At 74.9% G+C, this 13,436-nt stretch carries 10 protein-coding genes; 7 read left to right on the top strand and 3 right to left on the bottom strand.

Annotated features, from left to right (window positions below):
- The first annotated feature begins 44 nt into the window (after positions 1-44).
- Positions 45-827, top strand: coding sequence for an IclR family transcriptional regulator (locus KPL60_RS32185; protein WP_308016872.1), 783 nt, complete (start codon positions 45-47; stop codon positions 825-827).
- Positions 828-901: 74 nt separating this feature from the next.
- Here the strand turns inward: KPL60_RS32185 and glf are convergent, their stop codons facing one another.
- A complete protein-coding gene (gene glf, locus KPL60_RS32180) occupies positions 902-2,128 on the bottom strand; it encodes a UDP-galactopyranose mutase (RefSeq protein WP_226368122.1) in 1,227 nt (408 codons plus the stop codon).
- Between the two features lie 109 nt (positions 2,129-2,237).
- Here glf and KPL60_RS32175 point away from each other — a divergent pair, with 109 nt between their 5' ends.
- From KPL60_RS32175 to KPL60_RS32160, 4 genes are all read left to right on the top strand, one after another.
- Positions 2,238-4,355: a DUF6541 family protein gene (locus KPL60_RS32175; protein ID WP_226368121.1), complete on the top strand. Its 2,118-nt coding sequence runs from the start codon at positions 2,238-2,240 to the stop codon at positions 4,353-4,355.
- 135 nt (positions 4,356-4,490) lie between these two features.
- Positions 4,491-6,707, top strand: a complete 2,217-nt coding sequence (locus KPL60_RS32170) for a DUF6541 family protein (RefSeq protein ID WP_226368120.1) — start codon at positions 4,491-4,493, stop codon at positions 6,705-6,707.
- 27 nt (positions 6,708-6,734) lie between these two features.
- Entirely contained in the window at positions 6,735-7,499 is a 765-nt protein-coding gene (locus KPL60_RS32165; RefSeq protein ID WP_226354571.1) for a bifunctional 2-polyprenyl-6-hydroxyphenol methylase/3-demethylubiquinol 3-O-methyltransferase UbiG, read from the top strand.
- 2 nt (positions 7,500-7,501) lie between these two features.
- Positions 7,502-9,331 carry an arabinofuranosyltransferase gene (locus KPL60_RS32160; RefSeq protein ID WP_226368119.1) on the top strand — a complete coding sequence of 610 codons (1,830 nt, stop codon included), beginning with the start codon at positions 7,502-7,504 and terminating at the stop codon, positions 9,329-9,331.
- 4 nt (positions 9,332-9,335) lie between these two features.
- On the opposite strand, the gene KPL60_RS32155 is transcribed toward KPL60_RS32160, so the two are convergent.
- On the bottom strand, positions 9,336-9,734 hold the full coding sequence (locus KPL60_RS32155) for a VOC family protein (RefSeq protein ID WP_226354569.1): 399 nt from the start codon (positions 9,732-9,734) through the stop codon (positions 9,336-9,338).
- Between the two features lie 118 nt (positions 9,735-9,852).
- On the opposite strand from KPL60_RS32155, the gene KPL60_RS32150 reads away from it, so the two are divergent.
- The gene (locus KPL60_RS32150; RefSeq protein ID WP_226368118.1) at positions 9,853-11,415 is read left to right on the top strand and encodes a hypothetical protein; all 1,563 of its coding nucleotides are present in this window, start codon (positions 9,853-9,855) and stop codon (positions 11,413-11,415) included.
- On the opposite strand, the gene KPL60_RS32145 is transcribed toward KPL60_RS32150, so the two are convergent.
- Complete coding sequence (locus KPL60_RS32145) at positions 11,408-12,292, bottom strand: glycosyltransferase family 2 protein (protein WP_226354567.1); 885 nt, start codon at positions 12,290-12,292, stop codon at positions 11,408-11,410. The genes KPL60_RS32150 and KPL60_RS32145 overlap by 8 nt on opposite strands.
- A 72-nt stretch (positions 12,293-12,364) precedes the next feature.
- Between KPL60_RS32145 and KPL60_RS32140 the strand changes: the two genes are divergently transcribed.
- Positions 12,365-13,432 carry a hypothetical protein gene (locus KPL60_RS32140; RefSeq protein ID WP_226368117.1) on the top strand — a complete coding sequence of 356 codons (1,068 nt, stop codon included), beginning with the start codon at positions 12,365-12,367 and terminating at the stop codon, positions 13,430-13,432.
- Positions 13,433-13,436: the final 4 nt, after the last annotated feature.

Raw genomic sequence — 13,436 nt, 5'->3', positions numbered from 1 at the left:
AGATCATGGTTGCGCTCAGGGCAACCGAGACTAGCGTGGCCGGGGTGCGCAACGGCTACGATCTCGGCCGCGACGTCGGGCTGCTGGAGGCGCTCGCGTCGGACGAGGCCGTGCGCACCGACGGGCTGGGCGTCACCGCCGTCGCCCGGCTGACCGGGCGGGAGAAGAGCCAGGTCTCGCGCGCGCTGCGGGCCCTCGCCGACACCGGTCTGGTCGAGCGGGACGAGGACACGCTCGTCTACCGGCTCGGGTGGCGGCTGTTCTCGCTGGCCGCGCGGGGCACCGACAGCCGGCTGACGGCCGTCGCCGAGCCGGAGCTGCACCGGCTGGCCGCCGAGACCGAGGAGACCGTGCACCTGTGCGTGCTCCGCGACGACGCGCTGCTGACCGCGCGGACGGTGTCCGGGCACTCGTTCCGCACGACCGGCTGGGAGGGCAGGCGCGCGCCGCTGCCGTGCACGTCGGCGGGCCGGGTGCTGCTCTCCGACGCGACGCCCGACGAACTGTTCGTGCGCTTCGGCGCCGTCGAGGACCTCGTCCCGGACTACCCGGACTCGTCGGTGCGGACGGTGCCGCAGCTGTGGCGGGCGATCCACGAGGCCGCCGAACGCGGCTGGGCCGAGTCGCGCGACGAGTTCGAGCCCGGGGTGTCGGGGGTGTCGTCGGCGGTGCGCGACTTCCGCGGCCGGGTCGTCGCGGCGCTCAACGTCTCGGGGCCGACCGCCCGGCTGGACGGCCGGTTCGACGAGACGGGCCGGGCGACGGCGGCCGCCGCGGCCGCGGTGTCGGCGGAGCTGGGGTGGACGCCGGGGCGTTCCGCCCCATGATCACCGGTTGTGGAGCGGGCGGCCCGCCTCGCGGACGCTGCGCTCCACAACCGGTGATCATGGACGGGGCGTGATCAGTCCTCGGCCTCGGTGCCCGACAGCGGGCGCCCCTCGGTGAAGTGCGGGACGAGCCGGTTCTCGTACATCGTCAGCGCCGACCCGATGGCCATGTGCATGTCGAGGTACTTGTAGGTCCCCAGCCGCCCGCCGAACAGCACGCCCCGGTTCGCGGTCTCCTTGCGGGCCAGCTCGCGGTAGCGGTCCAGCTTCGCCCGGTCGTCGGGGGTGTTGATCGGGTAGTACGGCTCGTCCCCGGACTCGGCGAAGCGCGAGTACTCCCGCACGATCACCGTCCGGTCCTTCGGGTAGTCCCGCTCGGGGTGCATGTGGCGGAACTCGAGGATCCGGGTGAAGGGGACCTCGGCGTCGTTGTAGTTGATCACCGAGGTGCCCTGGAAGTCGCCGGTCGGCTCGACCGACATCTCGAAGTCCAGGGTGCGCCAGCCCAGCTCGCCCTCGGCGTGGTCGAAGTAGCGGTCCAGCGGGCCGGTGTAGACGACCGGCACGTCGGCGGGCAGCTGCTCGCGCACCGCGAAGTAGTCGGTGTCGAGGACGACGTCGATGTCGTCGTGGTCCGCCATCCGCTCCAGCCACGCGGTGTAGCCGTCGGTCGGCAGGCCCTCGTGGGTGTCGTTGAAGTAGCGGTTGTCGTAGGTGTAGCGGACCGGGAGCCGGGTGATGATCGAGGCGTCCAGCTCGGTGGGGTCGGTCTGCCACTGCTTGGCGGTGTAACCCTTGACGAAGGCCTCGTAGAGCGGGCGCCCGACCAGCGAGATCGCCTTCTCCTCGAGGTTCGCGGCCTGCCCGGTCTCGACCTCCGCGGACTGCTCGGCGATCAGCGAGCGCGCCTCGTCGGGGGTGTGGGCCTTCCCGAAGAACTGGTTGATGAGCGCGAGGTTCATCGGGAACGCGTAGACCTGCTCGCCGACCCGGGCGAACACGCGGTGCTGGTAGTTCGTGAAGCTCGTGAACCGGTTGACGTAGGCCCACACGCGCTCGTTCGAGGTGTGGAACAGGTGCGCGCCGTACCGGTGGATCTCGATCCCGGTCTCCGGCTCGGCCTCGGAGTAGGCGTTGCCGCCGATGTGGTTCCGGCGCTCCAGGACCAGGACGCGCTTCCCGAGGCCGTCGGCGACGCGCTCGGCCACGGTGAGTCCGAAGAACCCGGACCCGACGACGATCAGGTCGTAGCTGCTCAGGTCGTAACCGTTCAGGTCGGCACTGTCGACGCTCACGGCCATCGAGGGTAGGGCAGGCGTGATCCGGGGCACCCGGCGGCTTCGGTACCCTCGCAGACAGGTCGGAGAAGCGGACGTATCCGGCACCGTCGTGGCCCGAGGAGAAGATGGCGTGAGCTGGCTGTCCGCCGTCCCTCTCGTGGTGCTGGCCGCTGCCTGGGTCACGCTCCCGGGACTGGTCGTCGGCCTCGCCGCCGGCCTGCGCGGGATCGCCGTCTGGGGCGCCGCCCCGATGCTGTCGGTCGGCGTGATCGCCGGGTCCGCCGTCGGCGCGAGCATGCTCGGTGTGCCCTGGAGCGGGGCCGCACCGGCCACCGCGGCGGCCGCGTTCGCGCTGCTCGTGGTGGGTGTGCGACGGCTGGTGCTGCGCCGCCCGCTGCTGCCGCGGCCCACCGTGGTGCGGGCCGCCGTCGGGGAGATGGTCCGGACGCTGCTCCGCGGCGGACCCGACCGGCGCTGGACCGGGCTCGCCGCGCTCGGCGGGCTGACGATCGCCGCGGTGCTGGGCCTGCGGGCCGTGCTGCGCGGGATGGACCGGCCCGACGCGCTGTCCCAGACCTTCGACGCGAACTTCCACTACAACGCCGTCGCCCGGATCCTCGGGACGCACGACGCGTCGTCGCTCACCGTCGGCGGCCTGGTCAACTCCCCCGGCTTCTACCCCGCGGCCTGGCACGACGTCGTCTCGCTGGTGGCGCCGCTGGCCACCGGGCCGGGCGGGATCGTCGTCGCGTCGAACGTGGTCGCGCTGGTCACCACGCTGCTGGTGTGGCCGCTGTCGGTGCTCTTCCTGGTCCGCACCCTGGTCGGGCGCTCGGCCGGTGCCGCGCTGGCCGCGCCGGTGCTCGCGCTCGGGTTCGTCGCGTTCCCGTGGACGCTCGTCACCTACGGCGCGCTGTGGCCGAACCTGCTGGGCGTCTCGCTGGTGCCGGCCGCGCTGGCCAGCGTGGCGGCGGCAGCCCGGCCCGGCAGCGGCACCGTCGCGCTCGCCGCGCGGCCGGGTCTCGGCCCGGACCCGGTGTCGCCCGCCCGGCCGGGCCCGTACCCCCCGGGACGGGTGGCGCGCTGGTTCCCGGCGGGGGCCGCCGTCGTCGCGCTGGGGTTCGCGCACCCGAACGCGCTGTTCGGCGCCGTGGTCGTCGCGGTGCCGCCGATCCTGTGGGGCCTCGCGGGCGCGGTGCGCCGCGGGCTGCGCGGCGGCGTGTGGCCCACCGTGCGCGCGGTCGTCGCGGTACCGGTCGTGCTCGCCGCGCTCGGCGGCGTCGGCTGGTTCATGTTCGTCTCCCCCGCCCTCGACGGGATCCGCGGCTACTACTGGGAGCCGGAGGTCTCGGTCACCGACGCCGTGTGGAACGCGGTGCTGCACAACCCCGAGGACAACGCCCCGGCCTGGTCGATCGCGGTGCTCACGGTGGCCGGCGCGGTGTGGGCGCTGCGCCGGGCCCGGACGGCCTGGCTGGTCCCGGCGCACCTGCTGGTCTGCACGCTCTACGTCGTCGGCGCCACCACGTGGTCCTCGGTGTGGACCGGTGTCTGGTACAACGACTCGCCCCGGATCGCCGCGCTCGTCCCGGTGACCGCGGCCCCGCTGGCCGCGCTCGGCCTGGTGGCGCTGTGCTCGCTGGCCCGCACCCTCGCCTGCCTGGTCCGCGACCGTCTCACCCGGGCCGCGCCCGCCGTCGCCGGGCTGCCCCGGCCCCGGGCCGCGGTGCTCGTCGCGATCGGGGTGATCGCCGTCGTCGTCACCTCGGGCGGGCTCTACCAGCGCTCGCACATCGACTCGCTCGCCGCGATCTACCAGACGCCGGAGGAGGTGCTGGTCGGCCCGGAGCAGGCCCGGTTCCTGCGCGAGGCGGGTGACCTGCTGCCCTCGGACGCGGTGGTGGCCCAGAACCCGTGGGCCGGCACCGCGATGCTGTGGCCGCTCACCGACCGACAGGTGCTGTTCCCGCACCTCACCGGGGTGTGGTCGCCGGACCAGCGGATCATCGCCGAGCGGCTGCGCGACGCGTCGAACGACCCGGCGGTGTGCGCGGCGGTCGCCGAGACCGGGACCGGGTACGTGATCACCGCCCCGCCGACGTTCTGGCAGCCGGACCCGCTGGCCGCGCAGTGGCCCGGTCTCGACGACCTCGCCGACGCCGACGGGTTCGAGCTGCTCGCCCGCGACGGCGACAACGCGTTGTGGCGCATCACCGCCTGCGACGCCGGCCGGGTCGTCGGGTCCTGATCACCCGGTCGGGCACGGGACCGGCGGGGCCGTACGACCGCCGGTAGTCTCCGAGGCCGGCCAGCGCCGGGGAATCGGGTCCGGTGGGTCGTCGACGGCTCCGGGTTCGGCGCCGGGAGAGGAGCCGCGACCTCGATGGCCGGACCCACCTGGCTGTCCGCGCTGCCCACCGCACTCGTCGCGGTGTTCTGGGTGGTCGGGCCCGGTCTGCTCGTGCTGCGGGCGTGCGGGGTCCGCGGGATCACCGCCTGGGGCCTGTCCCCGCTGGTGTCGACCGCGATCGTCTCGTCCTCGGCCGTGCTCGCACAGCTCGTGGGGGTGCGCTGGGGACCGTGGGTGCCGCTGGGCGTCGCGGTCGTGCTCGCGCTGCTCGGCGGGCTGTTCCGGGCCTTCGTCGCCCGCCGCCCGGCCGGCAGCGCGCTGCACCGGGGCTGGCGGACGGCGCTGCGGTCGTGGACCCCGGGCCGGCGGATCCGGGCCTCCCTGGCCCGTCTCCGCACCCCGAAGGGCCGGTTCGCGAAGCGCCCCGAACCGATGACGACCGCGATGCCCCAGGTGTGGCGGACCTCCGCCCAGCGGGCGGGCACCGACGGCCGCCGGGCCGGGGTGGCCGCCGCGGCCGGCGTCGTCGTCGCCGCCGGGCTGGCGTGGTGGACGGTGGTGCTGGGGTTCGGCCCGGTCGACGCCCTGTCCTCGACCTACGACGGCGTCTTCCACTACAACGCCGTCGCCCACATCCTGCAGTCCGGCGACGCGTCGTCGCTGACGCTGGGCTCTCTGACGAACCCGTCGTCGGCGGTGGCGCTGTACCCGGCGGGCTGGCACGACCTCGTGTCGCTGGTCGCGATGCTGTCCGGCAGCGGGGTCCCGGTCGCCACCAACCTGACGGCCTGGGTCGTGGCGGGCGTGGTGTTCCCGCTGTCCGTGGCGGCGCTGAGCCGCCAGGTCATGGGCCCGTCGCCCGGTGCCGCCCTGGTCGCGCCGGTGCTGGCCACCGGGTTCACCGCCCTGCCGTGGGCGCTCATGTCGTTCGGGGTGCTGTGGCCGAACCTGCTCGGGGTGGCGCTGCTGCCCGGGTACCTGACGTTGCTGCTGGCCGTCGTCGGGGTGGCCGAGCGCAGCGTCATCGGCGCGGCCGGCGCGGCGACCACCCTGGTCCTGACGCTGCCCGCGCTCGGTCTCGCCCACCCGAACGCGCTGTTCAGCCTCGCGGTGCTCGGCCTGTTCCCGGTGCTGTGGGGGATCGGCGTGCTGGCCCGGCGACGGCTGCTCACCCGCCGGTTCTGGCAGCCGGTGCTGGCCACGGTCGGCGTCGCCGGGATCGTCGCCGCCGTCCTGTGGTTCATGACGGCCTCGCCGCTGACCGCCGGCGTCCGCAGCTTCGACTGGCCCGCGTTCACCGACGTGCCGACGGCGATCCTGCAGGTGCTGTTCAACTCCTCCAACGGCCGTCCCGACCTCGTCGTGCTGTCGGTGCTGGTCGTGATCGGCGCGGTGGCCGCGCTGCGGCACGTCGCGACGTCGTGGCTGGTGCCCGCGCACGTCGCCTCCGGCGCGCTGTACGTGCTGGCCGCGGCCGACGACGGCAAGACCTCCGCCGCCCTCACCGGTGCCTGGTACAACGACTCCTACCGGCTGGCGGCGATGGTGCCCGTCACCGGGGCCGTGCTGGCCGTGGTCGGGCTGTGCGCCGTCGCGTCGGTCGTGCGCCACGTGCTGCTGCGGATCCCGCCGACCGCGGCCCTGGCCCGTCGGCGGGTGGTCGCGCCCGCGCTCGCGGCGGTGCTGCTCGCGGTCGTCGTCGCCACGACCGGCGGGATGTCGGTGGCGACGCACGCCGACGTCCTGGCCGGGCCGTACCAGCGGCCGTCGGACGCGATCCTCGAACCGGGGCAGCGCGAGTTCCTCGACGAGGTCGGCCGGATCGTCGGCCCCGACGACGTCGTGGCCGCGGACCCGTTCACCGGCAACTCCCTGCTGTTCCCGCTGACCGGCCGCCGGGTGCTGTTCCCGCACCTCATCGGCAACTGGACCCCGGAGCAGACGCTGCTGGCGACCCGGTTCCGCGACGTCGGGACCGACCCGGCGATCTGCACCGCGGCCGCCGACCTGGGCGTCGACTGGCTGCTGACGGGGCCGATCACGTTCTGGCCGAACCACGGCGGCGCCCGCTGGTACCCGGGGCTGCACGACATCGCGCCGGTGCCCGGCTTCCAGCTCGTCGCGACGGGCGGGGGCCAGGAGCTGTGGCGGCTGACGGCCTGCACGCCGGGCGCGCCGGCCGCCCCGGATGCCCAGGCGTTCGCCCCGCCCGGTCCCGGCGCCGTGGCCCCGTCCCCGTACGGTGGGTGACCCCCCGACGCCCTCGACGGAGCCCACGTGACCGAACTCCCCGAGTACGAACGCTCCCTGCGGATGGTCGAGCGCCGCAGGCTCGCGACCGGCTTCGCGAAGCAGATCGCGATCACCACCGAACCCGCCCTCGACGTGCCGTTCCGTGACGCACGGGTGGTCGATCTCGGCTGCGGCTACGGCTACACCGCACTCGAGCTCGCGGGCCTGTGCCGGGAGGTCGTCGGCATCGAGCCGAACGGTGCGCTGGCCGCCGAGGCGACCCGGCTGGCCGCCGAGGGCGGCCGGGACAACTTCACGTTCCGTGTCCAGGGCATCGGCGACTTCGGCCACGGCGACGACGCCGGCGCCTTCGACGTGGCCGTGCTCGACAACGTCCTGGAGCACCTCGACGACCAGCCCGACGCGCTGGAGCGGATCGCGTCCTGCCTGCGGCCTGGCGGCGTCGCCTACATCCTGGTGCCGAACCGGTGGTGGCCGATCGAGGCGCACTACTCGCTGCCGTTCCTGGCGTGGCTGCCGCTGCCGCTGGCGACCCGCTACCTGCGCTGGTCGGGGCGCGGCAGCGACTACACCGACGCCAGCTACGCGCCCGGCTACCTGCGGATGCGCCGGCTCCTCGCGCGGCGCCCCGACCTCGACGCCCGGTTCACCGTGCCCGGCGACGTCAGCCTCGCCGAGGGCGGCGGGTCGCGGCTGTACTCGCTGGGGGTGGCGGCGCTGCGCCGGTTCCCGCCGCTGTGGGCGATCTCGAAGGCGTTCCTCGTCGTCGCCGTGAAGAAGCAGACCTGACCGTGACGCGACGGCTACTCGCCGCGGCCGACCTGGTCGTCGGCCCGGTCGTCGCCGTCGGGGTCGTCGCCGCGGGGCTGCTGCTCGCGGACCGGATCACGGTCCCGGCCGGGTCGAACGTCGGGCTGGCGCTCACCGCGACCGGTGGCGCGCTCGTCGCCGCGGTGCTGGCCGCCGCCGCGTGGAGCCGGTCGCCGCTCGTCGCCGCGCCGCTGGCGTGGGTGGGGCTGGCGGCGCTGCCCGCGCTGCCGCTCACGCTGTTCCTGGCGAACACCCCGCACTACCTGTTCGGGGTCGGCGGCGACCAGCAGTTCCGGGTCGCGTTCCTGACCCGGTTCGCGGACTCGGCGCGGCTGGCGGACTTCGCCTACGCGGACATGCCGCCGTACTACCCGGCCGCGTGGTTCTGGCTCGGTGGGCGGGCCGCGGCGCTGCTGGGTGTCGACGCCTGGGCGTTCCACAAGCCGTTCTCGATCGCGACGCTGGCGGTCACCGCCGTCCTGACCTACGCGCTGTGGGCGCTGGTGACGTCCCGCCCGCGGGCGGTCGGGGCGGCCGTGGCCACCACTCTCGCCGGGTTCGTGACGCTGGCCGCGTACTCGCCGTACTCGTGGCTGACCGCGGCGCTCGTCCCGCCGCTGGCGGTGCTCGGGCTGCGGCTGGTGCGCCGGACCGGCGGCTCGTGGGTCCGGACGGCCCTGCTCGCCGGTCTCGTCCTCGGGCTGGCCGCGGTCACCCACACCCAGATCCTGGTGTTCGCCGGGTTCGTGCTCACGATGCTGGCCGTCGACGGCCTGGTGACGCGGACGGCCCGGCCCGCGACGCTCGCGGTGACCGTCGGCGTGGTCGTCGCCGCGGCGCTGCCGCTGACCCTGGTGCACTGGCTGCCGTACCTGCTGGCCTCGGCCGGGCAGCCCACCTACAGCGCGGGCCAGCACTTCCTCGCCGAGGCGGGGTCGCGCTGGCCGCTTCCGATGCTGGAGGCGACCCCGGTCGGGGCGCTGTGCCTGCTGGGCACGGTGTGGATCGTGGCGCGGTTCCGCACGGACCCGGTCGCCCGCGGCCTCGGGGTCACCGTGGCCTGCGGCTACGCCTGGTACCTGCTGTCGACGGCGGCGCTGGCGTTCGGGAGCACGCTGCTCGCGTTCCGCATCCAGCCGATCCTCACCGCGGCGCTGGCCTGCGGGGCGGTGTGGGCGGTCGTCCCACTGGCCGGCGTCCTGCGCGACCGGGGCGTGCGCGCCGGGGCCTGCGCGGCCGTGGTGACGGTGCTGGCCGCGGCGGTCGTCGTCGGGCAGGTGCAGTCGGTGCCGCAGGACTACGCGTGGACCGGGACGGCGCAGGACTACCGGCCCGACGGGACGCGGGACCCGGCGGACGCGAACGCCTGGCTCGGGGACCTGCACACGACGATCGACGGCCTGACCGGCCGCCCGCCGCGGGAGGTCGTCGTCGCGAGCGCGAACGCGACCCTGCTCAGCTACGTGCCGTACTTCGCGTTCCAGGCGTCGCAGCCGCAGTACGCGAACCCGCTCGCGGACTACCCCGCCCGCACCGACGAGGCCCGCCGCTGGGCGGCCGCGGCCGACCCGGGCCGGCTGCTCGACGCGCTGGACCGCGGCCCGGTGCGGGCGCCCTCGGTGTTCGTGCTGGAGCGGGCCGCCGACGGGACCCTGCGGCTGCCGCTGGCGCAGGACCGGTTCCCCGACCCCCGCCAGGGCGCCGACCCGGCGGTGTTCGCGCCGCAGCTGTTCGACGACCCGGCCTGGCAGCGGCGTGACGTCGGCCCGTACGCGGTGCTGGTGCGGGCCGACGTCCCCCCGGTGCCCTGACGGCTCAGACCTCGACGACGGTGATCACGTTGCCGTCCGGGTCGCGCAGCATGAACAGCCGCGGGACGCCGGGGGTGTCGTCGGTGGGCAGCGGCTCCAGGTCGGCGACGCCGAGCTCGGTCAGCCGGGCGTGCTCGGCGGCCAGGTCGGAGGTCTCGACGCCGATCGCGCTGCCGCCGGGCTCGTCGAACATCGGGGGGTTGAGCGCCAGCCGCGCGGTCGAGCCGGGCGGGGCGACCTCGAGCCACCGGTACTCGTCGTTCTCGCCGAACCGGGTGTCGCCGCGGACCTCGAACCCGAGCACGCGGGTGTAGAAGTCCAGGGCGGCGTCCTGGTCGGCGACGGTGAACATGACGACGCCGATGTTGTTCAGGGTGGTGGGACGGCGGGTGGGTGTGCTCATGCCCGGTACGACCGCGGCGCTCGGCGGAACTCATCGGTGCGGGCCACGACCCACGTCCGCGCGTGACTGTGACCGATTCGGTCCACGGCCCGACGCGGTTCGCGGAACACTGGCGGCCATGCTGCGCGCGCGCCGACAGGCTGCGGACCGCGGCCAGGACACGGGCCGGCTCTCCCCGGACCGCAGGATCCTCCTGGCCGCTGCCCTCGCGTCCCTGGCCGTCGGGGTGTGGGCGTGCTGGTCGGTGACCGTCGACGACGCCTACATCACCTACCGGTACAGCGCGAACCTCGCGCACGGGTTCGGGCCGGTCTGGAATCCGGGGCGGACTCCGGTGGAGGGCTTCACCAACTTCGCGTGGATGGTGTGGCACGCGCCGTGGGTGTGGCTCGGTGTACCGCTGCCGGTGGTGTCGAAGCTGACCGCGGCCGCCTGTGCGGCGGCGATCGTGTGGGTGCTCGTCACCGAGCCTCGCACCCGCAGCGGCGCCGTGGTGGCCGCGGGGAGCTTCGTGCTGTTCCTCCCGACCTGGGTCCACGTCGATGCCGGGCTGGAGACCGCACCCTTCGCGCTGGTCGTGCTGCGGGCCGTCGTCCTCGCCGCGCGGCTGCTGCGCGACCCGGACGTCATGTTCCGTTCCTGGGAGATGCCGGCGCTGCTGCTGCTCGCGGGAACCCTCCGCCCCGACGGAGTCCTCGGCGTCGGCCCCGCACTGCTGGTGTGGCTGTGGCTGCGCCGTTCCCGGAGGTCGACCTGGCTGTGGACCGCGATGGGCGGCGCACTGGGCGCCGGTTACGTGGCCGCGCGATGGGCCTACTACGGCCATCCGCTGCCGAACACCTTCTACGTGAAGGTCGGGGTGGAGGCCACGACAGACGGCCGGTGGATCGAGCTGACAGCCGCGACCCTGCTGCCGTTGCTCGCGTTCGCCGTCGCCGCGTTGTTCCGGTCGCGCACCGCGGGCCCGGCCGCGCTGGTGCTGGCGAGCTGCACCGCGCTGTGGATCATCCCGGCGCTGTCCGCACCGGCGATGGACTACCTGTCCCGGTTCGCCTGGCACGGGTTCCCGCTGGTGTGCCTGGCCGCGGCGTGGGCGCTGGACACGGTCGACCTGCGCCGGGTCGCGGCCGGGGCGGCGGTGGTCGCCGTCGGCTGGACGACGGTTGCAGGCTTCCTCGCGCCGGACGGCCCCAGCATGGTCAACTACGGGAACGACCTCCGGCGCGCACACATCGCCGTCGGTCTCGCCCTGGCCGACACCGACCTGCCGGCAGACCGACGGACCGTCGCGGTGTCCGATGCCGGAGCCATCCCGTACTTCTCCGGGTGGACCGCCACCGATTACATCGGCCTCAACGACGGACGGATCGCGCACGGCGCCGATCCGACCGAGGTCCTGCAGGCCGACGACCCGTCCGTGGTGGTGGTCACCAGTTCCTCGCCCAGGCCGCCGGCCGCGTCGTGGCGGACGGATCTGACTCCGGTCCTCGCGGGCCGCGAGCTCGTCGGCGTCGCGCAGATGCGCCCGGAGTACTTCCAGCTCGTGTTCGCGAAGCCGGACGTCGCCCCGCAGGTCCGGGCGGCGCTGGACCGGCGCCTCGCCGAGGGCCGCGCGGTCACCGACGCCCGCCTCGACCCCGGCTACTCCCGCTGGCTGGAGCGGATCCTCGGTCTCAGCTGAGGCCGAGGGCGTGACCGGCCAGGGCGCGCAGCGCGGCCGCGTCACGGCGCAGCACCGCCCCGGGCAGCTGGACGGCGGCGTTGAGCCGCGACGACACGTGCGCCCGGGCGGCGCGGGCCGCCCGGGGCAGCCCCCGGGCGTCCATCCGGTCCGCCTCCGCCGCGAAGTAGCGGCGCTCCTCGGCGAACCGGTTCCCGGCGACGGCGCCCGACCCCGAGTCGCTGGAGCGGTGCCGCCGGTAGCGGAAGCAGACGTGGTCGTCGACGACCATCGTGCCGCCGTCGGCGATCACCGCGACCGGCAGCGCCAGGTCGAACACGTCCGCGGACTCCGGCATCGCGACGCGCTTGAGCGCGTCGGTCCGCCAGCACAGCGACGGGTTGTACAGCCAGTTCCCCCGCAGCAGGCTCACCAGCAGGTCCTCGCCGCCGACCGGGCGCGGGCCCGACCCGGACGGCGCCAGCAGCGCCTTGACCCGGTCGGCGAGCGGGCGGACCGGACGGTCGTCGGCGTCCATCACGGCGACGCCCGGCTGCACCACCGCGGCGTCCGGCCAGCGCTCGTGCAGCGCGAGGACGGTGTCGAGGTAGTCGGGCTCCATCAGGTCGTCGGCGCCCATCATCACGAAGTACGGCAGCTCGACCGCCTCGATGCAGTACCGGTTGTTCGGCTGCGCGCCGAGCCGCTCGGGGTTGCGGCGGTACCGGATCCGGTCGTCGCCCAGGCCCGCGAACCAGGGGCCGATCGAGTCGTCGGGGTAGCCGTCGTCGACGACGGTGAGCCGCCAGTCGGTGCGGCGCTGCTCCTGCACGCTGCGGACCGCGCGGCGCAGGAGCTCCGGGTCGCCGTAGAAGGGGAGCATCACGTCGACGGGCACGCACCCGACGGTAGCGAGCCGCCCCCTGGCTAGGATCACCCGGCCTCACCAGCGACGACCCGGAGCACGGCGATGGACATCCAGAACCACTACTACGGCCACTCGGCCGTCCTCGCCGCCTACGCCGGACTGTCCCGGCCCCGGCACATCGCCGGTCTGCTGCAGCACGGCTGGACCGCGGTCTCGCCCGTCGCCGCGCACTTCGCGGACTTCCCGAAGGTCGGCACCGACCCCCGGCAGCGACGCCTGCTGGTGTGGTCGCACGGCTGCCGCGGCTGGTCCCCCGCCGACGAGGACCGCGCGACCACCCCGGTCGGGGCGCCGGTGCTCTACCTGGAGGCGCTGCTGCGCTCGCAGGGCTGGACGCCGTCGGACCGGCTCGGGCCGGTCTTCGTCCCGTTCCACGGCACCCGGCTCGTCCGCGTGACCGGCGCGCACGCCGATCTCGCCCGCCAGGTCGCCAAGGTCGACGGCCCGTCGACGGTGTGCCTGCACCACGAGGACATGACCGACCCGGAGATCACCACGGCCTGGCGCGACGCCGGGCACACGCTGGTCACCGCCGGGCGGCGCGACGACCCGCACTTCCTGCTGCGGATCATGCACCTGGTCGGGAACGCGAGCCGGGTCTCGTCGAACCGGCTGTCGACGGCCGTGCTGTACGCGGCCGCCGTCGGCACCCCCGCCGCGGTGTGGGGGGACCCGCTGACGTTCGGGGCCCAGTCGTCGTCGGCGGTGGACGAGCTGCGCGCGACCTGGCCGGAGTTCCACACGGTGGACCCCACCGACGGCGCCCGGCCGGAGGTGGGCGCCGCGGAGGCCGACGCCGCCGCGACCGCGCTCGCCCGCCGCGAGCTCGGCGCCGAGCACCTGCTCGCCCCCGACGCACTGCGCACCGCGCTCGGCTGGGGCCGCACCCCGGGCGTCGGGCCCGGCCTGCAGTACTACGCGGCGTCGCCGCTGGCGAAGGCCGCGATGGTGCTCGGGCTGACGAAGCGCTCCGAGGCCAGCACCCAGGCGATGTCGGCGGGCAGCTCGAACCCGCTGCTGTGGCTGCGCCACCCGCTGGCCGCGCTGCCGAAGCCGCTGCCGCGCGGTCTGCCCACGCCGGTCACGACCGAGGAGCCCCTCGACGCCTGACCGG

This window comes from Pseudonocardia sp. ICBG162 (assembly GCF_020496225.1).
In the GTDB taxonomy this organism is placed as follows: Bacteria; Actinomycetota; Actinomycetes; order Mycobacteriales; family Pseudonocardiaceae; genus Pseudonocardia; species Pseudonocardia alni.
This window is presented reverse-complemented; position numbering and strand designations above follow the sequence as displayed.

Excerpts from the sequence above, each read along its gene's own strand:
- KPL60_RS32150 (WP_226368118.1), top strand. The coding sequence starts at position 9,853 with ATGCTGCGCGCGCGCCGACAGGCTGCGGACCGCGGCCAGGACACGGGC.
- KPL60_RS32140 (WP_226368117.1), top strand. The coding sequence starts at position 12,365 with ATGGACATCCAGAACCACTACTACGGCCACTCGGCCGTCCTCGCCGCC.
- KPL60_RS32155 (WP_226354569.1), bottom strand. The coding sequence starts at position 9,734 with ATGAGCACACCCACCCGCCGTCCCACCACCCTGAACAACATCGGCGTC.
- KPL60_RS32170 (WP_226368120.1), top strand. The coding sequence starts at position 4,491 with ATGGCCGGACCCACCTGGCTGTCCGCGCTGCCCACCGCACTCGTCGCG.
- glf (WP_226368122.1), bottom strand. The coding sequence starts at position 2,128 with ATGGCCGTGAGCGTCGACAGTGCCGACCTGAACGGTTACGACCTGAGC.